Source organism: Variibacter gotjawalensis (genome assembly GCF_002355335.1).
Classification (GTDB): Bacteria; Pseudomonadota; Alphaproteobacteria; order Rhizobiales; family Xanthobacteraceae; genus Variibacter; species Variibacter gotjawalensis.
Genome location: NZ_AP014946.1, coordinates 2,118,226 through 2,135,170 on the forward strand (window position 1 = coordinate 2,118,226; position 16,945 = coordinate 2,135,170).

Below are 16,945 nucleotides of genomic sequence, written 5' to 3' on the forward strand. Positions count from 1 at the left end.
GAGGCCGGCGGCTAAGCGCTCGTGCACAGGACACCACAAATGTTTCCGTCGATACGCTGGCGTACTGAAGAGGATCCGACAACGGTTCTTCAGTGTCGCAAAAAAAACGAGCCGCCGCGGATCACCGCAGCGGCTCATCGGCTTTAGCCTTAATCGTATTTGAATTCAGGCATCGCCTTCACGGTGTCGTTGGTCGCGCCCGCCATGATCGCATGGTTCGGGTACCATTTCGCATCGACTGCGCGCGTTGCCGGCGCGGCCGTCGTGGAGGACGAGCCAGTCGTCTGCGTCGTCGTGCGCGCTTCGTTCACGAACTTCAGCTTATCGAGCGAGACCTTGATGTCGCGCTGGCCCATGCCAAGAAATCCGCCGACGCCGATCACGACGCCCGTGACCTTGCCGGCCGGATCGATAAGAACTTCCGACACGTCGCCGAGCTTTTCGTTCTGCTCATTGTAGACATCGAGGCCCATCAGCTTCGATGTGCGCCACTGGCTCGAAGCCGCCGTGGTAGTGGTCGTTGTCGTGGTTTGAGGAGCAGCCGTCTGCGCCATCAGTGTCGTCGGCAGTACGAGGGCCGCAATGGCCACAGTTGCAAGCATTATCCGCATCTTGATCTCCCGGTTGATCGTCGTTGATGCCAAGCGAACCATTGCGGCGAAGCATAGTTCCGCATTGCAACCAACAATCACGCGGGATCGCGAAAACCGGCGCCGGCGTTGCGGCGGCTAACGCGGCCGGCGGTCAGGGCTCTCGGAATCCGCATCGCCGCGCGGCACGCTTTTAGGAGCGGGCAGAAGGTCGTTCATTCGCAGCACTTCAACGAGCGCAATCGTCGCGTTGACGGCGTTGTTGTGATTCGGCGCCTCCGCGGCGAGCGCCATCAATGATGCCAGCCGCTGGACATCCGTAGCGGACAGCCGCGGCTGCGGAATGTTGTTGGCGACATGCGCGGCGGCTTCGCCGATGTAACTCAGCTGACGCACGAGGCCGTCGCGGTCTCGCGCGGCGATTCGTGTGCTCAAGCGCTGACGGCTTTGTAGCAGGTGATGGAAGAGAGTCTGCATGCCGCGTCCTTAGAATAATCGGCAAGCGCCGTCTGAGCGTTTGCGTACAGACTGTGCGGCATGCTGACACGTTTGGGCCGCTGAAGAGCGTTGCCGGCCGACACTGCGGTAACGCGGAACACAAATCGGTCGCGCCGCGTTGCGGCACCGCACAGTGGTCTGGTCCTGCCGGGATGCCGATCCGCAGCGGGACACCTGCTGGCCTCACAACGCTCATAGCGGAGAACGGAATGCCGACATCGACACCGGGTTTGCGCACTTCCGGTTTGCGTGACGCAAAGTTGCGAGACGCAGGTTTGCGCGAAGGGCGCCCTTATCCATTGGGCGCGACGTGGGATGGGCTCGGCGTCAATTTTGCGATCTTCTCCGCACATGCAACGCGCGTCGAACTCTGCCTTTTCGATGCGCAAGGCACGAAAGAGATCGAGCGCGTCACCTTGCCGGAATTCACCAACGAAGTCTGGCACGGCTATCTGCCTGACGCGCGGCCCGGCACCGTTTACGGTTTTCGTGTTCACGGTCCTTATGAGCCGAAGGACGGGCACCGCTTCAATCACAACAAGCTGCTGCTCGATCCTTACGCGAAGCAGATCGTCGGTCACGTCAAATGGGATCCGTCGCTGTTCGGTTACGTGATGGAGAGCGGCGATGATCTGACATTCGACGAACGAGACAGCGCGGCCTTCAACATGAAAGCGCGCGTCGTCGATCCGGCTTTCACGTGGGGCGAGACCAGACAACCTTTCACCGCGTGGGAGAAAACTTCGATCTACGAGATGCACGTCAAGGGCTTCACGAGGCTGCACCCGGCCGTGCCCGAGGAGCTGCGTGGAACCTATGCGGGACTGACGGTGCCGGCCGTGACGCGTTATCTGCAGGAGCTCGGCATCAGCGCCGTCGAATTACTGCCGATCCATTCCTTCATCGACGACAGCTACCTGGTCGAGAAGAACCTGACGAATTATTGGGGCTACAACTCGATCGGCTTTTTTGCGCCGGCGCGTCGCTATGCATCAAATCCGGATTTTGCCTTCGCGGAGTTCAAAGAAATGGTCGCGCATCTCCACGATGCCGGCCTCGAAGTGATTTTGGATGTCGTCTACAACCACACCGCGGAAGGCAATGAGCGGGGGCCGACGCTCTGTTTCAAAGGCGTCGATAACGCATCCTACTATCGGCTGGCGCAGGATCGCCGCTACTACATCAACGACACCGGTACCGGCAACACGCTCAACCTGAGCAACGGCCGTGTGCTGCAGATGGTGATGGACAGTCTGCGCCATTGGGCGGGCGAGATGCGCGTCGACGGTTTCCGGTTCGACTTGGCGACGATCCTGGGCCGCGAGCCCGATGGGTTCGATGAAGACGGCCGTTTTCTCGACGCATGCCTGCAGGATCCTGTGCTGTCCAACGTCAAGCTCATCGCCGAGCCGTGGGACTGCGGACCGGGAGGCTATCAGGTCGGGCGTTTTGCGCCGGGCTGGGCGGAATGGAACGATCGCTATCGCGACACGGTGAGAAAGTACTGGAAAGGCGAACCCGGCACGGTCGCCGAATTGGCGGCGCGGATCACGGGCTCGGCGGATTTTTTCGACAAGCGTGGACGCAAGCCCTGGTCGTCCGTGAACTTCATCACGGCACACGACGGTTACACCCTGAACGACACGGTGTCTTACGAGCAGAAGCACAACGAGACGAACGGCGAAGACAATCGCGACGGTCACTCCGACAATCTTTCGGCGAATTACGGCGTCGAAGGTCCGACCGACAACGACGACATCGTGAGCATTCGCAACCGTCAGCTCCGCAACATGCTCGCAACGCTGCTGCTCTCACGCGGCACGCCGATGCTGCTCGCCGGCGATGAGTTTGCCCGCACGCAGCAGGGCAACAACAACGCGTATTGCCAGGACAACGAGATCTCATGGCTCCAGTGGGAGGGGCACGAGGAGAAGGGCGGCGGCCTTCTCGCATTCACGCGGCGCCTGTTCGCGATCCGCAATGCGTTGCCGATGCTGCGCCGTGGACGTTTTCCATCCGGGCAGAAAGACGAGGAGTTCGGCTTCGCGGATGTGCTCTGGCTCAATCCTGCCGGCACGGAAATGACCGATACGGATTGGCAGGACGGCAACACCAAGTGTTTCGGTGTTTTGTTCGACGGCAGAGCGCAGCAATCGGGTCTCAAGCGGCTTGGCGCTGACGCGACGATCCTTTTGGTGCTCAATTCGCATTCGGACGGCGTCTCGTTCACGCTGCCGGAAGCGGTCGGCGGCACCGGGTGGTTCTGCGTCGTCGACACAAACACGCAAGACCCGCCGTGGGAACGGCGCGATTTTGGCTCCGACTATGTCGTGACGGGCCGATCGACGTTGCTGTTTGCGTTGGAGCCCGCAGCTGACGAGGGCAATAAGCCGTCGGCCGCAAAACGCAGCTTCGACCATCTCGTCGATGTTCTCGCCGCACTGCGCGACGAATAAGGTTGCTCGCTCTCAAAAGAAAAACCGCCCCGGCCGGATGGCCGAGGCGGTTTAGCGTCAAACATTCAAGCGCTTAGTAAGACGCGACGATCGGCACACCGCCGAAGCGATAGTTGATGCCGGCGCGCACAAGATGTCCGGAATTGTCGAAGCGGCTGTTGTAGCCGGTCGGAGCGCCAAGGCTGCCGGGAACCAAGGCGACATTGATGTTGTCGCGGCCGAGATCGTAATACAGATACTCGAGTTTGACGCTCCAGTTGCCAGCGAGCGCATGCTCGGCACCGCCGCCGATCGCATAGCCGGTGCGGATGCGATCGCGCCCGCCTTGGAACTGGACGACTGCGCCGTTGGCGCCCGTGAAGGTGGCGCTGTTGTTGACGCCGCCATACGCGAAACCGCCGGTCACGTAGAGCAGGGTGCGATCCCACGAATAACCGAGACGTCCGCGCACTGTGCCGAGATATTCCAGCTCTTGCCGAAACGTGTTCTGCAGGTTCGGCGCAAAGCCCGGGGCAAGCCCGGTCGTCACGATCGTGCGGGTTTCACTGAGGTCCGTGTAGGCGATGTCGGCCTCGATGCCATAGACCCAATTGCCGGCCTGCATATTGTAGCCCATCTGCGCACCGCCGGTGAAACCGGAAGGCCGCATGCCGACATTCGCGGGACGTGCGCCGCCGGCGACGTTGGCGATATTCGCCGTCGATTGTCCAGTGGTGCGGACGTCTTCGTGGCTCCACGCGTAACCGGCGTTGCCGCCGATGTAGAAGCCGTTCCACGAGAAGTAGACCGGCATGACCATCGGCGCCTTGTAGACAGGGCGGCCGAGGTCGGCAGCAAGAGCGGGCGCGGCGGCACACAATGCGACGATTGATGCAGCGGTCAGTGTTTTGAACATTTGAGAATCTCCAAGCCCAGCGTTTCCCCACTGGCAACACAAGAACACACGAACAGCGGAAACCTATGTGCCGGAGAAAGCACAGCGGGCGTCATTCGATTCTGCGATCGCGGAAATAAGGTACTCAGATGAAAGTGGGCGAGCGCCACCGCGCGTACTGCGACAAAATAACTTTCGAGCGTTCGCATCGCGTGTCGCGCATCGCGTGTCACGGCGATTCATAAACGAAGCAGAACTGCGATCGCATCGTGTGCGTCACTGCTTCACGCACATCGCGACGATCCGGCTTCCACCTGCAGTTCTCGCCAATCACGCAGGTGACGTCGCACTCACCCGGCAAGCTTGCCCTTCGTGCAACGTTCGCTCCGCACCGAACGCACGCACACGGCTGGCCAAAAACAAAATTGCTGCACTGCAGCAACTCTTCTATCCTGAGCCAGTTGTAGTGGGCGTCGGCTCATCCGAGCGGCGGTGGAGGCCAACGATGCGATCACTATCCGACACGCTTGCGCGTTTGAACGCGATGAAGACTTCCGCGGACCGAGCTGCGCGCCAAACCCAACCGTCGCGCCTCGCGCCATTTCCGCCTGCAGGGCGCAACGAAGGCCGGCTCAATGCGAAAATCTATGTGCCGGCCGGCATCGCGGCGGGTTCAGCGCTTATCGTTGCTTTGCACGGCTGCACGCAGGACGCTGATGCTTTTGATGTTGGGTCAGGCTGGTCGCAGCTTGCCGATGAACAGTCGTTTGTCGTGCTTTATCCGGAACAGCAACGCGCAAACAACGCCAACCTCTGCTTCAATTGGTTCAACGCCGCGGACACGACCCGCGGCGCCGGGGAGGCGGCTTCGATCCACGCGCTAATCGAGGCAACGATCGCGCGTCATAATGTTAATCGCAGCCGCATCTTCATCACCGGGCTGTCGGCAGGCGGCGCGATGGCCGCCTCGATGCTCGCGTGTTACCCGGATGTGTTCGCGGGCGGAGCGATCATCGCGGGTCTTGCCCACGGTGTTGCGCAGTCCGTTCCCGAAGCTTTCGACCGCATGCGCGGCCACGGGTTGCCGTCCGAAGCGCAACTGCAGGCGTTGATCAGTGCGCGATCGACGCATCAGGGCCAATGGCCGTCCGTGTCGATCTGGCACGGCGACGCGGATCGCACGGTTGCCGTCGCCAACGCGGGCGCACTTGTCGCGCAGTGGCGCGGTCCGCATCGCGTGCCCGAAACGCCGACACGGATCGAGCGCGGCGATCGGCACATCCGCCGCAGTTGGGACGGCGCGAACGGGAGCGTCGCGATCGAGGAGATCGTCATTGCCGGAATGGGCCATGGGCTGCCGCTGCGCGGCGGCGACGCTGTCGGCCGGATCGGGCCGTTCATGCTTGACGCCGGTATCTCCTCGACGCGCGAGATCGCACGGTCCTGGGGTCTTACGAAAGCATCCGCGTCTCGGACTGTTGTCGCAAAATCGCCTGCGACAAGCGCGCCTATCGCAAGTTCGCCAGCGATGCCGAGAGATGCTGAACCCGTAGCGCCGGCCGGATCTGCACAGCGCCCGACACCATCGGCTTCCTCGCCGCTGGCGTCGTCCGTCACCAACACCATTGAAAGCGCTCTGCGCGCTGCCGGCCTGATGCGCTGACACCGGTCCGGGGCGCTCGCCCGGTCGTCCCCGTGGGATAAACATTGCTCTGATGCAACAATCGGTAGGGGCGTGCGTTGGTGGTTGCGCTGAAGAGTTTTCATCGCAGATCGGAAAGAGCCGCGATGACAGCATGGTCGCATACACAAGGCGCATCGCCGGGCGGCGCAAAGGAAAGCAGCCAAGGGCTACGCGCCGCCGCGCAGAATCTGCGGCAGATGGCGCGTGTTGCGCAGGATCCCGCAATGGCCGAGCGGCTGAACCGTGCCGCCGATACCTACACGGCGCGGGCCGACAAACGCGCGGCTGCAGAGGCGGCCGATCGGCGCACTGTGCCGAACGCATGACAAAGGAGTTCGCGGTGGGCGAGAAGGAAACCAAGAAAGCCGAAACACACTTCCGCAAGGCTCAGGCAAAAGCCGAGGGCGAAGCCGGAACGATTGCTTACACGGCTGCACGCGACGCGGTGATCACGCGGACGGCGAAGCTCCGTGAGGAGCGGCTGATGCGCGAAGCAACGCTGGCCGAAGAGGCCGAGACGGCAGCGGTCACGCCTGCGAAACGCAGCAAAAAGAAGGCTGCCGGCGCCGAGTGAAATCCGCGTTGCCGCCGCCCGGCGCGTGTCGGACGGCGGCCGTGTGTGATCGGAACGTAGCGCTAAGCAAGCATTCGGACGCTCGGCTCGCGGTCCCATTGCCGGGTGCGCGCCGGTGTCAAAAATGCTTCGACGTCGCGCGCCAGCAGGACGACGCCGTCATCGGCGACAACGCCGGCTTTCTCCAGCAACGGCTGCGCCTCCGCGCTGTGACCGATGGCTTTGAGATGCCCGAATGCGTCTTTGGCAAAGTCGACGGCCGCGCCTTCGGTGACGAGCTCGGCGCAACCGTCTTCCGACACAATGATCGCGACAGCGTCGAACAAGACCGACGGGGTGCCGGCGAGCTGCCCGTCCGCGGCCAGCACCTTACCGTTTTTCAGAGTCACACCGCCGATTTTCGGCGCGACGATCTTCACGGTGCCGCCTTCGGCTTCGACTGCTTTGCGCACCGCATTGACGACGGCGCCGTCGGCACCATCGGTGACGAGAATGCCGACGGCGCGGCCCTGTAAACTCTCAGGGTATTTGCCGACGATGCGCAGCATCGGCGAGGGCTTCATATCGATCGGCGCGACGGCCGGTTTCGACGCGGCCGGCAACTCCACGTTCATGCCGCTCGCAACGCGTGCGGCGAGGTCCTCGTCGACATTTCTCACATTCGCGAGGACGCGCGCGCGGACATGCGGGAGCGTCACTTTCGACAATTCGAAGACAAGCGCGCTCGCGATGTGAGCCTGCTCGCTCTCGGTCTGCGATCGGTAGAACAGCCGTGCGTGCGAGAAATGGTCGGCAAAGCTCTCCGAGCGTTGCCTGATTTTAACGCCGTCAAGCGGCAGCGCATAGGTTTTGAAACCAGCCGACGCATCTTCGCGGGGCCCGGCCTGTTCACCGGCTTGCGCCAGACTGTTGGGCTCGTAATTGGCGCGTCCGGTGAAGACCTGCGTCTGCATCTGCCCGTCGCGCTGCATGTTCTGAAACGGGCAGCCCTTCGCGCGGTTGATCGGGATCTGATGAAAGTTCACGGTGCCGAGCCGCGAAAGCTGTGTGTCCTGGTAGGAGAAGAGGCGGCCCTGCAGCAACGGGTCTTCCGAAACATCGATTCCCGGCGGCATGTTGGTCGGCAGGAACGCGGACTGCTCCGTCTCGGCAAAGAAGTTGTCGGGATTCCGATTGAGCACAAGCCGGCCGATGATCTTCAGCGGGACCATTTCTTCCGGGATGACCTTGGTGGCGTCGAGGATGTCGAAGGGAAGCTTGTCGGCTTGTTCCTGGGTCAGGACCTGAACGCCGAAATCCCATTCGGGGAAATTGCCCGAGGCGATCGCCTCGTAGAGATCACGCCGGTGGTAGTCCGGATCGGCGCCGGCAATCTTCACGGCCTCATCCCAGCACGTCGATTGCGTGCCGAGCTTCGGGCGCCAATGGAACTTCACGAAGGTGGCGCGGTCCTTGTCGTCGAGCAGTCTGAAGGTATTGACGCCGAAGCCCTCGATCATGCGCAGGGAACGCGGAATGGTGCGATCCGACATCGCCCACATGATCATGTGGGTCGACTCCGGCATCAGACCGATGAAATCCCAAAACGTATCGTGAGCACTCGCGGCCTGCGGATAACCGCGGTCGGCTTCCATCTTGACGGCGTGAATGAGGTCCGGAAATTTGATCGCATCCTGGATGAAGAACACCGGGATATTGTTGCCGACCAAGTCCCAATTGCCTTCCTTCGTGTAGAACTTGACCGCGAAGCCGCGAACATCGCGCGGCGTATCGACAGAGCCGGCACCGCCCGCGACGGTCGAGAACCGCACAAACACATCGGTCTTCGCACCTACCTCAGTGAGGATCTTTGCGCGGGAGAATTTTTTGAGCGAATGCGTCAGCTCGAAAGTGCCGTGCGCGGCCGAGCCGCGCGCGTGCACGATGCGCTCCGGAATGCGCTCATGGTCGAAGTGCTGAATTTTCTCGCGCAGCACGAAGTCTTCCAGCAGCGACGGTCCGCGCGCGCCCGCCTTGAGCGAATTTTGGTTATCGCCGATCGGTACGCCGTGATTGGTGGTGATCCTCGCATCCGCAGCCGTCGCGGTCTGATGCAGCTCGCCTCCGGCGCCGGTCTGAGCCGTCGCGCTTTTCGACGATCGTTTTTTCGTTGTGGCCATAGATCGGACTCCCGGATGGAGGGCTTTCAAACAAAGCCCGGCGAACTGGAACGTTTCTCGTCCGGCTGTCGTTCCTTCCGCGGCGTCGCGCAATGTTGCGCACCGTCTGCGCTATGCGCGAACGCCCGGGAGAGCTTCACATGAGCAACACAACCCTGATCATCATCATTCTGGTCATCCTGTTCGCCGGCGGCGGACTGTACGGTCGCGGACGCTGGTTCTAGTGTGGGTCCTCACTCATGATTGAGCTTCAACTGATCGGCCTCGCCGGCCTCATGCTCTTCGTCGCATCGCTGGTGTCCGGACGGCGCACATAGTGGCGCGGCGGCAGAGCGGCGATCAGCGGGAGACTCCGACCGCTGAGGATGCGACCCGACGAGCGATGGAGCTGTTGGAACGGCGCGCGCCGATGAAGACGATCTGTCCCAGCGAGATAGCGCGCGTTTTGGCTCGTCCTCACTCCAGCGACTGGCCGGCGTTGATGCCGTTGGTGCACGCGGCCGTCGATCATCTGCTGGAGCGCAAGCTCGTGCGATTGAGCTGGCGCGGAATGCCAATCATCAAACGCGATGGGCCCTACAGGATCGCTAGGGCTCAGACTGATGACCCCTCGTAACGTCCGAGATCGATTTTGCGTGCGCGCAACCGATCTGTGAGGTCTGCCGCGGCCGACTTGCTGTCACCAGTGAGATTGCGCGCAATCCGTCGCACCAACGCGCTGCGCTCGCTGATGTGATCGACAAGGCGAACACGGTCGCGGCCGTTAAAGCGGCCGACAGCATAATCTTCATGGTAGGCTCCTTTCGGCGAGGTCAGCTTTTGCACGACGTCGCGGCGTCCGCGATCAATCGTGACGAGATCGTCTCTTGCGCCGCGGCCTATGCAGGACCTACGCGCAAGGCGGCCGACCGGTCGCTCAAGGCCGGCACATTCTTCGCTGTTTGGAACGCTGGCGCACCGCTACCGGCGTCCTGCCACCTTTCGCGGATGCGCGATGCTTGTGGAGAGCCGAAAGCGCCACGGCGCCGGAACGCAACGCGCGCACGGCACGTTGGGCTGCGCAGACCAACTCGTGGAGGACACCATGGCTGAACAGAAAGAAACCGGAAATCTCATCGGCAGCGATAAGGTTGAGGGCACTGCCGTTTACGGAACCGGCGATGAAAAGATCGGATCGATCGAGCGCATCATGATCGATAAGCCGTCCGGCAAAGTCGGCTACGCCGTGCTGGCCTTCGGCGGCTTTCTCGGCATGGGCCACGACCACTATCCGGTGCCGTGGGGCGCGCTGAAATACGACACCAATCTCGGCGGTTACCGCACCAACATTTCCAAGGATCAGCTCGAAGGCGCGCCGAAATACGCCAACGATGATGATTGGGATTGGAGCGACGAACAACGTGGCCGCAAGGTTCACGATCACTATGGGACCCCTTGGGGCCTTTAAACTTTCGATCGCACTGCGGCGGGCGCGCTCCAAGCAACGGCGCGCTCGCCGCAATCGCGATCAGGCAGATGGATCACGGAAGGCTTAAAGCTATTTGCTCGTGAAAAAAGTGAGCAGCACTTTTCCTTTTTCGCCGATCAGGCAGACGAACCGATGCGCGCCGCCGGTTTCTTTTCGCTCCAGATAAGCCTCGCCCATAACCACCAAGCGCACCGGCACATCTTCGACCGACGTGTTCGCCTTCGAGACCGCCAGCGTCTCCATATCGAAGACAAGATCTTTCAGGGTGGGCGAGCGCTCTTTAAGCGCGAGCAGTCCTGTGGTGCGGCAGGCTTCGACGGCGGGATCTTCAGGCGACTTAGCAAGCGCTGCAGCGGGTGCGAATGACAAGCCTGCGCAAAGCGCGACGGTAAGACGGGCAATCATGTCGAGCATCCTTTTGGACCAATGAACGACGACAAGTGCTGTCGCGGTCGGGTGTTCCAAGAGGCTACGCCTAATGGACCGGTAACACGGCTTGAGAAACGCAGGCACGCACGCCGAGGAGCGTGTTTCGCGCTGCTGGTGTGGGAGGTGTCGCGCGCTACGGACGCTGATCTTCGGCGATCAACGATGCCTCCAGGGAAAAAACGATTCCGCTCGGCCGATAGTCGATCCGGGCGGTGCCGCCGATCTCGGCAGCAAGCGCTCGCTCGATCATTCTGGTTCCGAAGCCGCTGCGGCTTGGTGCGGAAACCTGAGGTCCTCCAACTTCTTCCCAGCGCAGCGAGAAGCTATCGTCTTGCGCGCCGTCGGTCATAGACCAATTGAGGATCACGCGGCCGTCTTCGTTCGACAGCGCGCCATACTTGACCGCATTCGTCGCCAGTTCGTGCAGTGCCAGCACGAGCGCCAGGGCGGCGCGCGGCGAAAGCCGAATGGAGGGGCCGCCGGCTGCAAAACGATTGGCATTGGCCGCGCGAAACGGTCCCAACGCGCCGTCCGCGATCTCGGCGATTGTTGCGCCCTCCCAGTTCTCCCGTGTGAGGACGTCGTGCGCCGATGATAGTGACTGCAGTCTCGCGTCAAGTGTCGTACGGGCTTGCTCGAGGGTCGCGGCATTTCTCAATGTCTGATGCGCAATCGATTGCATCGTGGCCATCGAGTTCTTGACCCGATGGTTGAGTTCGGCCGCCAAAAGATCGCGATGATCTTCGCCTCTTTTGCGGTCGGTTATATCGATCGAAATCCCGGCCATACTGAGAGGGCTGCCGTCGGCAGCGTAATGAGCTTGGCCACGGATGAGGATCCAACGTAGCTCACCCCTCGGAGTCAAAATCCGATATTCAATGTCGTAGTCCTTATGGGTTTCGATCGACTGAGTGACCGCGATCCGCATGCGGTCGCGATCGTCGGGGTGTATCGCCTCAAGGAGATCGGCGTAGCCGAATGGATCACTCTCGCCGCGTCCGAAATTCTCTTTGCAGATGGGCGAAGCGACGAGACGCTGATCGGCCAGGTCCAGAGTCCAAATGCCCAAGCGACCAGCTTTTAGAATGAAACGCAGTCTGTCTTCACGCCGCATCAGATCCGACGCGTGACGCTCAACCTCAGCCTCAAGTGCGTCGCGGTCTCGCTGTAGGCGTACCAGCTGATCGCGCTCAAGCGTCACGTCATACTGAGACGCGAAAAAATAGGTGAGGGCACCGCTCTCGTCGAACACCGGAGAGATGAGCACCCGGTTCCAGAAAACCTCGCCGTCTTTCTTATGATTTTGTAGTTCGATCTCAATCGGTACACGCCGCTCGATCGCGTCTCGCATTTTGGCCACGCCGGCCATGTCGGTTCGTGGGCCTTGCAGGAAGCGACAATTACGCCCGATGATCTCTTCGCGCGTATACCCGGTCAAACGGCTGAAGGCGTCGTTGGCAAATACGATGGGATTGTCGGGCTTTGCCGGATCCGTAATGAGCATCGGCATCCGCGTCGTGCGAACCGCCGCCGCGAAGGGATCGCTGCTCTTGGCAACGCGCGCGATCTCACTATCGATGCGATCATGCTCGCGGCGTTCAACCGAGTTCGCCGCGTCCATTCGGGTGCTCTCTATTCTCATCGGGCGGTTCGACTTTAACTCAAGCCGATCGCCGGTGACCAGTCGGCTCTTGGGCTCGGTGACGGTACCGAGGCCCTTCCGCGCCCAGCGTACGGAACCGTAGGTATTCGAGGGCGTTGGTGACGCGACACGGGCGGTGTCGCCGAATCCGAACGACAAGGTCACTGCGAGATAATGCGTAAGCGCGGACGGGTCCTTGTCGTCGAGGACGAGTTTTTAATTTCGATGCTCACCGAAGACATGCTGGACAATCTCGGCTTCGAGATCACGACGGTTGCGGCAACGCTCGGCGAAGGTCTCGCAGCCGCGCGCGATGCGGATGTCGATGTCGCGGTACTCGACATCAACCTGCGAGGCGATACATCGTATCCTATCGCGGAAATGCTGCTCGCGCGCGGGATCCCATTCGTTTTCACCAGCGGATACGGAAAGACCGGAATTGATCCGCGTTACGCAGAAGCGCAGGTGTTGCAGAAGCCGTTTACCGAACAGTCTCTCGACGCCGCCATCAGCCGGAGCGTCAACGCGCGCGGCGACGGCGATTATCTCGCCTTCAAGCGGCCTGACGAATGAAAACCGTTTCAGGGCGCAGGCGTACGAAACGCGTCTGACCTTCGCGACGCACTGGCGTGCCGTCGTCGAGGAAATATCCTGCTAGACGCTGCCCTGCGATGATGGCTTCGCCATAGACCACCGTGCCGGGCGTGCCGTCGCCGTCAGCGACGAAAGAAATTCGGCCCATCTCTTCCCACACACAAGTCTTCATGTATCGTCCCCCTCTGTTATGTGCCGAAACGTAACAGGGACGGTCTAATTTTCTGAAAATTGGATCGATGCCAGGACGTTAAATCGGGTTTACCTTGGCAGCGTCGGCGCGCGAACCTTAAACTCCTACCAACGCCACCCGCGTTGTGGTTGCTGCGGCTGCGGTTGATAGCGTGGCTCGCGGCCCCACGGGTCATAGCGTGGCTCGGGGGCTCGGCGTTGCTGGAACCACGAGAAGGGTCCGCCGTAATCGTCCTCTCGAGCGCTTGCGACTTCGACTTTCGGCGTCGGCTTGCGTGTGATGAAGCCGCCCTGCGGCTGCTTGCTCAGCACCGCGACGAACTCGGTGCGGTAGTTTGTTTCGCGGCTCAGCGGCTCATCCGAAATGATGATCGACGAACGTGGCAGGGCCGTAGGTGCGATACGGTCGAGCACATCTTTCGGGATCGTGATGCGATCAAGCGCATCCTTCGCGCTGTCGGCTTCGTCGATCGTTACCGCCGACCAGCGCAAACCATTGTCGCCGCGTGCCATCGCGGTGAAGACGTGAGTGCCGATCGGCTTCTCGGGATTGCGGATCTGAATCGGAACTTCGATGCTGTAGTCGTAGCGCTCGCCACCATCCGGCTCCGGTTTCTGCGTAGAGCGCCGGACGTAAAGCTTTTGCGTCGCGCGGCTGACGTAGAGCGAGACCGGCACCGACGCGAGCTTTGCATCGCGCGCCGCCTTCGCGGTTTCGGTCTTCTTCGTCTCCGCTGCCTTCACGGCTTCCTTGGCGGCGGCTGCAGCGTCGAGCTTCGCTTTCCCGTCGGCCTGAGTGGCCTCAAGCTGTGCCGAAGCTTCAGCGGCCTTCGCTGCAGCTTTTTGCTGACGCTCCTCGGCCTTCGCTCTGGCCGCATCGTCTTTCGCGTTGGCGAGGGCTTTCTCGGCGGCGGCGAGCTCGACGTCCGCGCGTTTCTTGGCAGCTTCGAACTTTCGTAGCGCGGCACTGACGGGTTTGGCGTCGCGCGCTGTCGTCACCACGGCCTTCTTCGCGGCGTCGACGGCTTTGGCGGCGTCCTCGGCCTCGCGTGAAAGCGTTTGCGCGCGTGAAGGCGCCGCCGCGACGGCGTCCGCTTGCGACGAGAAAAGCATAGGGTGAGCAATGCTGACCGGCGCCGCATCGTTCGGCGAGATGATGACGCGCATGCCCATGCGCGTCTTGCCGAAGATGCGTTCCGCAAATCCAAAAGGCAGACGCACGCAGCCGTGCGACGCCGCATATCCTGGGAGAGGCCCGCCATGCATCGCGATGCCGTTCCACGTGATGCGCTGCATATGCGGCATGTGGGCATCGTCGTACATGTTCGAGCGATGGTCTTCCTTCTTCTCGACCAAAGCGAAGACGCCCGCCGGGGTCTCGCGCCCTTTGGTGCCGGTGGACACCGGCGCGCGCACGATCCAGTCGTCGGCGTCGTAAAGCGTGACCTGCTGTGACTTGATCGACACGATCGCCATGATCGGCTCGCCGGCTTGACGCGGCGCGGTCGCTTCGGCGGCCTGCGCAGGGCGCGATGCCTTGGTTTTTCGTGGCGCAGCCTCAAGGCTGAGGGGCGCCAGAACCACGAAGGCCGCGAGGATTACCGGAAGGGTTTGAAATCGTATCGCTTTGATGGGCCGCGACTTTTTTGCTTGTTCTGTCATGCTTCCACGGAAGATGCCGGTGCCGAATGCATGTCCGCGCCCAACGGCGGGAACGCATCCTATCTACACGACAGCCCGGTTCGGTGAATAGGTCGCGGAACACACACCTAGGAACATTTTGCACGCCGGATACTTGATTTACCGAAACACGAATCAGCGAGGCGGCCATGTTGGAAATGGAGTCGTTCGCGTCCCTTGTAGACATCGCAAGTTTATCTCTGCTCGGCCCGTTTGTCGCGGCTGTGGCGATCTCTTATGCGGTCTATTGGGCATTCAGCCGACAGCCGGCTGCATCGAAAACACCGATACGGCCACGCACACCTCACGTTTCGTGAGGTCGTTAGCGCTGCAGCACGTAGCGCTGCTGCAGGCGGTTAGCGACTTTCATGATGTCGAAAATGTTCGGCTTGCTGAGATTGGGCTGGTTTGTGCGCACCTGCCACCCTTCCGTCTCGGTATCGCGAATATCGAGATCGAGCTGCGGCGCGCCGAGCTCATCGCGAATCATGTCTGCGATCTGAGCTACGGTACGTTCCTCTCTCGGCGTATCCGTCAATTCCGGTATGAGCGCACTCTCGACCGCTGAGACACCGAGATCTCGCGTCTGTACGCTGCGTTCGATCTCGGTGATCTTTCGCTCCATATCGGCCGGCAACATGCGGTCGCCGAGATAAGCGGGCTTGGCTTCGTCGCGACGAAAGCTCGCACGCAGCTCGTCGGCGACGGCATCGAGTGCCTCTTGGCCGAGAGCGGCAGTCTTGTCGTTGCCTGAAGTTGTCATAACAGCTTCAACCCGCGAGATTCGAAAGGGTTGCGTCGAAAGTTTCACGTATCTGGGTACGCCGGTTAAAAAGCGCTCGAGCCTAACGGCAGGCTATTGCGGCCGCGCGTCGCTTCGCTCGCGCAGTGCAGTCCGACGCCGCAGCACTTGGCCGGAGATAACTTTCACAGCCGCGATGACGACCAGCGCGCACAGCGCCGCCTTCGACATCGTTTCCATTGTGCCCTCGATCAGCAGCCCGTGAGCGACGCTCCCAACTACAATGATCACCGCCAGCACCATGTGGATGCTGCCCCAGACCCGCGGCCGCAGGCCCAGGCGCCGCCGCAGCGCAGCGAACGCCCCGGTCGCGAAAATCGCCCACATGGCGATCACGCCCCACAATGAGAAGGGCGTCGGCGACGTAAGGGTGAGCGCGTCGATCATGTCCGGCGGGCTGGTGATCCAGAGCCCGATGACGTGAACAACGATGGCAGCGACCAGCGCGCCGCCGATCCAGTGGTGGACCCGGCGCCCGCGATAGCCCGTCAGGCCGGGCAGGTATCCGCCGATCAATAGCGGCTGAACGAGCAGGAGGCCGAGCGCCATGATTCCCGCGAAGCCGCCAACGATGTAAACGGCGCCGCGATACTCGAGGAGCGAACTTGTCGCTGCCAGGGCTATCGGCACGCCGATGGCAGCCGCAAGGGCGGCCCAGATCAGGGTCACCTTCGCGGCATTCATTCTGCAAGTTCTCGATTGTTGTCAGGCTGATTGAAGGACGAAGTGCGCTTCGAGGCTCTTGTCCTTCGCGCTCTTCATAACTGGGCGGAGAAAGACCGTTTTGAATTCGCCGCTGTCGTATGCGAGATGTCCGTGCGGTTGACCGAACACCGGAATGATCTGCGGCATCTCGAGGCGGAACGCGCCGTTCTTATCGGTCAGCGTGGCGCCATGACTTTGCGGCTCGTGCTCTTGGCCTTCCGTGGTGTGCGCCCAAATCTGGATGCGTTGCCCGGCGAGCGGCGAACCATCGCCCGCGCGTCGCACGGTGCCGCTCATTACGAAGCCGCCTTTGCCGATCCGTTCGACGATGGCGGCACCCTTGCGATAGTTGTTCGAGCCGCCCGACATCGATGGCGTCGGCGCGACGCCCTGAGCTTCCGCGGGCACCCAGAGGCCGGAAACTCCGGCTGCGAATACGGTGCCGCCGGCGGCGATGATGTTGCGGCGGTTCAATATGACGGTGGTCATGTCGATTCCTCCCGGCGATGAAGCCGTTGCTGAACCTAAGCGTACAACACCTAACGCCCGACGCCCAGCCGAGGATGCCAAGACAACGATTCCCAACAATAACAGTGCC

Annotated in this window: 19 protein-coding genes; 8 read left to right on the top strand and 11 right to left on the bottom strand. The window is 61.6% G+C overall.

From position 1 onward, the window contains the following. Positions 1-149: 149 nt before the first annotated feature. Both GJW30_RS10330 and GJW30_RS10335 read right to left on the bottom strand, forming a co-directional pair. Complete coding sequence (locus tag GJW30_RS10330) at positions 150-602, bottom strand: PRC-barrel domain-containing protein (RefSeq protein WP_245408721.1); 453 nt, start codon at positions 600-602, stop codon at positions 150-152. 126 nt (positions 603-728) lie between these two features. Continuing rightward, complete coding sequence (locus tag GJW30_RS10335) at positions 729-1,067, bottom strand: hypothetical protein (protein WP_096355000.1); 339 nt, start codon at positions 1,065-1,067, stop codon at positions 729-731. A gap of 230 nt (positions 1,068-1,297) precedes the next feature. On the opposite strand from GJW30_RS10335, the gene glgX reads away from it, so the two are divergent. After that, a complete protein-coding gene (gene glgX, locus GJW30_RS10340; RefSeq protein ID WP_096358769.1) occupies positions 1,298-3,544 on the top strand; it encodes a glycogen debranching protein GlgX in 2,247 nt (748 codons plus the stop codon). A gap of 73 nt (positions 3,545-3,617) precedes the next feature. Here the strand turns inward: glgX and GJW30_RS10345 are convergent, their stop codons facing one another. Beyond that, positions 3,618-4,439 carry an outer membrane protein gene (locus GJW30_RS10345; RefSeq protein WP_096355002.1) on the bottom strand — a complete coding sequence of 274 codons (822 nt, stop codon included), beginning with the start codon at positions 4,437-4,439 and terminating at the stop codon, positions 3,618-3,620. Between the two features lie 484 nt (positions 4,440-4,923). Here GJW30_RS10345 and GJW30_RS10350 point away from each other — a divergent pair, with 484 nt between their 5' ends. The 3 genes from GJW30_RS10350 (at position 4,924) to GJW30_RS10360 (ending at position 6,676) form a co-directional block, all read left to right on the top strand. Then, complete coding sequence (locus GJW30_RS10350) at positions 4,924-6,081, top strand: extracellular catalytic domain type 1 short-chain-length polyhydroxyalkanoate depolymerase (RefSeq protein ID WP_096355004.1); 1,158 nt, start codon at positions 4,924-4,926, stop codon at positions 6,079-6,081. A 125-nt stretch (positions 6,082-6,206) separates the two neighbouring features. Next, positions 6,207-6,428, top strand: coding sequence for a hypothetical protein (locus GJW30_RS10355; RefSeq protein WP_096355006.1), 222 nt, complete (start codon positions 6,207-6,209; stop codon positions 6,426-6,428). 14 nt (positions 6,429-6,442) lie between these two features. Further along, a complete protein-coding gene (locus GJW30_RS10360) occupies positions 6,443-6,676 on the top strand; it encodes a hypothetical protein (protein WP_130364881.1) in 234 nt (77 codons plus the stop codon). A gap of 62 nt (positions 6,677-6,738) precedes the next feature. On the opposite strand, the gene GJW30_RS10365 is transcribed toward GJW30_RS10360, so the two are convergent. Next, entirely contained in the window at positions 6,739-8,835 is a 2,097-nt protein-coding gene (locus tag GJW30_RS10365; RefSeq protein WP_096355010.1) for a catalase, read from the bottom strand. Between the two features lie 92 nt (positions 8,836-8,927). On the opposite strand from GJW30_RS10365, the gene GJW30_RS23105 reads away from it, so the two are divergent. The 3 genes from GJW30_RS23105 (at position 8,928) to GJW30_RS10380 (ending at position 10,282) form a co-directional block, all read left to right on the top strand. After that, a complete protein-coding gene (locus tag GJW30_RS23105) occupies positions 8,928-9,059 on the top strand; it encodes a hypothetical protein (protein ID WP_283804852.1) in 132 nt (43 codons plus the stop codon). A 185-nt stretch (positions 9,060-9,244) separates the two neighbouring features. Next, on the top strand, positions 9,245-9,451 hold the full coding sequence (locus tag GJW30_RS23220; protein ID WP_430727182.1) for a DUF3253 domain-containing protein: 207 nt from the start codon (positions 9,245-9,247) through the stop codon (positions 9,449-9,451). A 468-nt stretch (positions 9,452-9,919) separates the two neighbouring features. Then, entirely contained in the window at positions 9,920-10,282 is a 363-nt protein-coding gene (locus tag GJW30_RS10380) for a PRC-barrel domain-containing protein (RefSeq protein ID WP_096358771.1), read from the top strand. Positions 10,283-10,372: 90 nt separating this feature from the next. Here GJW30_RS10380 and GJW30_RS10385 read toward each other — a convergent pair whose 3' ends face one another. Both GJW30_RS10385 and GJW30_RS10390 read right to left on the bottom strand, forming a co-directional pair. Then, entirely contained in the window at positions 10,373-10,708 is a 336-nt protein-coding gene (locus GJW30_RS10385) for a hypothetical protein (protein WP_096358772.1), read from the bottom strand. Between the two features lie 157 nt (positions 10,709-10,865). Continuing rightward, on the bottom strand, positions 10,866-12,374 hold the full coding sequence (locus tag GJW30_RS10390) for a PAS domain-containing protein (protein ID WP_096358773.1): 1,509 nt from the start codon (positions 12,372-12,374) through the stop codon (positions 10,866-10,868). Positions 12,375-12,599: 225 nt separating this feature from the next. Here GJW30_RS10390 and GJW30_RS10395 point away from each other — a divergent pair, with 225 nt between their 5' ends. Next, positions 12,600-12,947 (top strand): response regulator, encoded by a 348-nt coding sequence (locus GJW30_RS10395; RefSeq protein WP_245408723.1) that lies wholly within the window; start codon positions 12,600-12,602, stop codon positions 12,945-12,947. On the opposite strand, the gene GJW30_RS10400 is transcribed toward GJW30_RS10395, so the two are convergent. The 5 genes from GJW30_RS10400 to GJW30_RS10420 all read right to left on the bottom strand — a co-directional run bounded on the left by GJW30_RS10400 (position 12,928) and on the right by GJW30_RS10420 (position 16,836). Continuing rightward, positions 12,928-13,140 carry a hypothetical protein gene (locus GJW30_RS10400; RefSeq protein WP_096355016.1) on the bottom strand — a complete coding sequence of 71 codons (213 nt, stop codon included), beginning with the start codon at positions 13,138-13,140 and terminating at the stop codon, positions 12,928-12,930. The genes GJW30_RS10395 and GJW30_RS10400 overlap by 20 nt on opposite strands. A 125-nt stretch (positions 13,141-13,265) precedes the next feature. Then, on the bottom strand, positions 13,266-14,822 hold the full coding sequence (locus tag GJW30_RS10405) for a L,D-transpeptidase (RefSeq protein ID WP_096355018.1): 1,557 nt from the start codon (positions 14,820-14,822) through the stop codon (positions 13,266-13,268). Between the two features lie 340 nt (positions 14,823-15,162). Next, positions 15,163-15,603 carry a hypothetical protein gene (locus GJW30_RS10410; RefSeq protein WP_096355020.1) on the bottom strand — a complete coding sequence of 147 codons (441 nt, stop codon included), beginning with the start codon at positions 15,601-15,603 and terminating at the stop codon, positions 15,163-15,165. A gap of 93 nt (positions 15,604-15,696) precedes the next feature. After that, complete coding sequence (locus GJW30_RS10415) at positions 15,697-16,326, bottom strand: ferric reductase-like transmembrane domain-containing protein (protein ID WP_096355022.1); 630 nt, start codon at positions 16,324-16,326, stop codon at positions 15,697-15,699. Positions 16,327-16,347: 21 nt separating this feature from the next. Further along, positions 16,348-16,836 (bottom strand): peptidase associated/transthyretin-like domain-containing protein, encoded by a 489-nt coding sequence (locus GJW30_RS10420; RefSeq protein WP_096355024.1) that lies wholly within the window; start codon positions 16,834-16,836, stop codon positions 16,348-16,350. Positions 16,837-16,945 lie beyond the last annotated feature (109 nt).

Bases quoted from the DNA above. Each gene is read 5' to 3' on its own strand.
- GJW30_RS10350 (WP_096355004.1), top strand. From the start codon at position 4,924: ATGCGATCACTATCCGACACGCTTGCGCGTTTGAACGCGATGAAGACT.
- GJW30_RS10405 (WP_096355018.1), bottom strand. From the start codon at position 14,822: ATGACAGAACAAGCAAAAAAGTCGCGGCCCATCAAAGCGATACGATTT.
- GJW30_RS10380 (WP_096358771.1), top strand. From the start codon at position 9,920: ATGGCTGAACAGAAAGAAACCGGAAATCTCATCGGCAGCGATAAGGTT.
- GJW30_RS10385 (WP_096358772.1), bottom strand. From the start codon at position 10,708: ATGATTGCCCGTCTTACCGTCGCGCTTTGCGCAGGCTTGTCATTCGCA.
- GJW30_RS23105 (WP_283804852.1), top strand. From the start codon at position 8,928: ATGTTGCGCACCGTCTGCGCTATGCGCGAACGCCCGGGAGAGCTTCAC.
- GJW30_RS10365 (WP_096355010.1), bottom strand. From the start codon at position 8,835: ATGGCCACAACGAAAAAACGATCGTCGAAAAGCGCGACGGCTCAGACC.
- GJW30_RS10355 (WP_096355006.1), top strand. From the start codon at position 6,207: ATGACAGCATGGTCGCATACACAAGGCGCATCGCCGGGCGGCGCAAAG.
- GJW30_RS10410 (WP_096355020.1), bottom strand. From the start codon at position 15,603: ATGACAACTTCAGGCAACGACAAGACTGCCGCTCTCGGCCAAGAGGCA.
- GJW30_RS10330 (WP_245408721.1), bottom strand. From the start codon at position 602: ATGCTTGCAACTGTGGCCATTGCGGCCCTCGTACTGCCGACGACACTG.
- GJW30_RS10400 (WP_096355016.1), bottom strand. From the start codon at position 13,140: ATGAAGACTTGTGTGTGGGAAGAGATGGGCCGAATTTCTTTCGTCGCT.
- GJW30_RS10345 (WP_096355002.1), bottom strand. From the start codon at position 4,439: ATGTTCAAAACACTGACCGCTGCATCAATCGTCGCATTGTGTGCCGCC.
- GJW30_RS10390 (WP_096358773.1), bottom strand. From the start codon at position 12,374: ATGAGAATAGAGAGCACCCGAATGGACGCGGCGAACTCGGTTGAACGC.
- glgX (WP_096358769.1), top strand. From the start codon at position 1,298: ATGCCGACATCGACACCGGGTTTGCGCACTTCCGGTTTGCGTGACGCA.
- GJW30_RS10335 (WP_096355000.1), bottom strand. From the start codon at position 1,067: ATGCAGACTCTCTTCCATCACCTGCTACAAAGCCGTCAGCGCTTGAGC.
- GJW30_RS10415 (WP_096355022.1), bottom strand. From the start codon at position 16,326: ATGAATGCCGCGAAGGTGACCCTGATCTGGGCCGCCCTTGCGGCTGCC.
- GJW30_RS23220 (WP_430727182.1), top strand. From the start codon at position 9,245: ATGAAGACGATCTGTCCCAGCGAGATAGCGCGCGTTTTGGCTCGTCCT.
- GJW30_RS10395 (WP_245408723.1), top strand. From the start codon at position 12,600: ATGCTCACCGAAGACATGCTGGACAATCTCGGCTTCGAGATCACGACG.
- GJW30_RS10420 (WP_096355024.1), bottom strand. From the start codon at position 16,836: ATGACCACCGTCATATTGAACCGCCGCAACATCATCGCCGCCGGCGGC.